The organism is Streptomyces sp. URMC 127, from assembly GCF_051386535.1.
Taxonomy (GTDB): Bacteria; Actinomycetota; Actinomycetes; order Streptomycetales; family Streptomycetaceae; genus Streptomyces.
In genome coordinates this window covers 1-276 of the sequence record NZ_JBPQTW010000540.1, presented here as the reverse complement: position 1 = coordinate 276, position 276 = coordinate 1, and the positions used below count along the sequence as shown (strand labels likewise).

Genomic DNA, 276 nt, shown 5'->3' with positions numbered 1-276 from the left:
GAAATAAAAGATGCCTCTTCCATAGATTCTGCTGCAATCACATTAATACAAGCAATCACATAAGGCTCTTGTAAATAAGAAGACGGTTGGAAATTTTCTCGATAAATAGCGAGCGCTTCTTCCATCGCATGAGGTGAAAATTGAGCGCCAAATGCATAGGGTAAACCAAGCTTTGCAGCAATTTTCGCTGAATCCGTTGAGGATCCTAACACAAATACAGGCACATGCGTTCCAATACCTGGATAAGCGCGAACCTCTCCCTGCACACTCTTATCC

The 276-nt window shown here is 42.8% G+C and carries 1 protein-coding gene; it reads right to left on the bottom strand.

Annotated features, from left to right (window positions below):
- Positions 1–276, bottom strand: a 276-nt coding sequence (locus ACSNOH_RS35305) for an LLM class flavin-dependent oxidoreductase (protein ID WP_436725518.1), incomplete at both ends; no start/stop codon positions are given.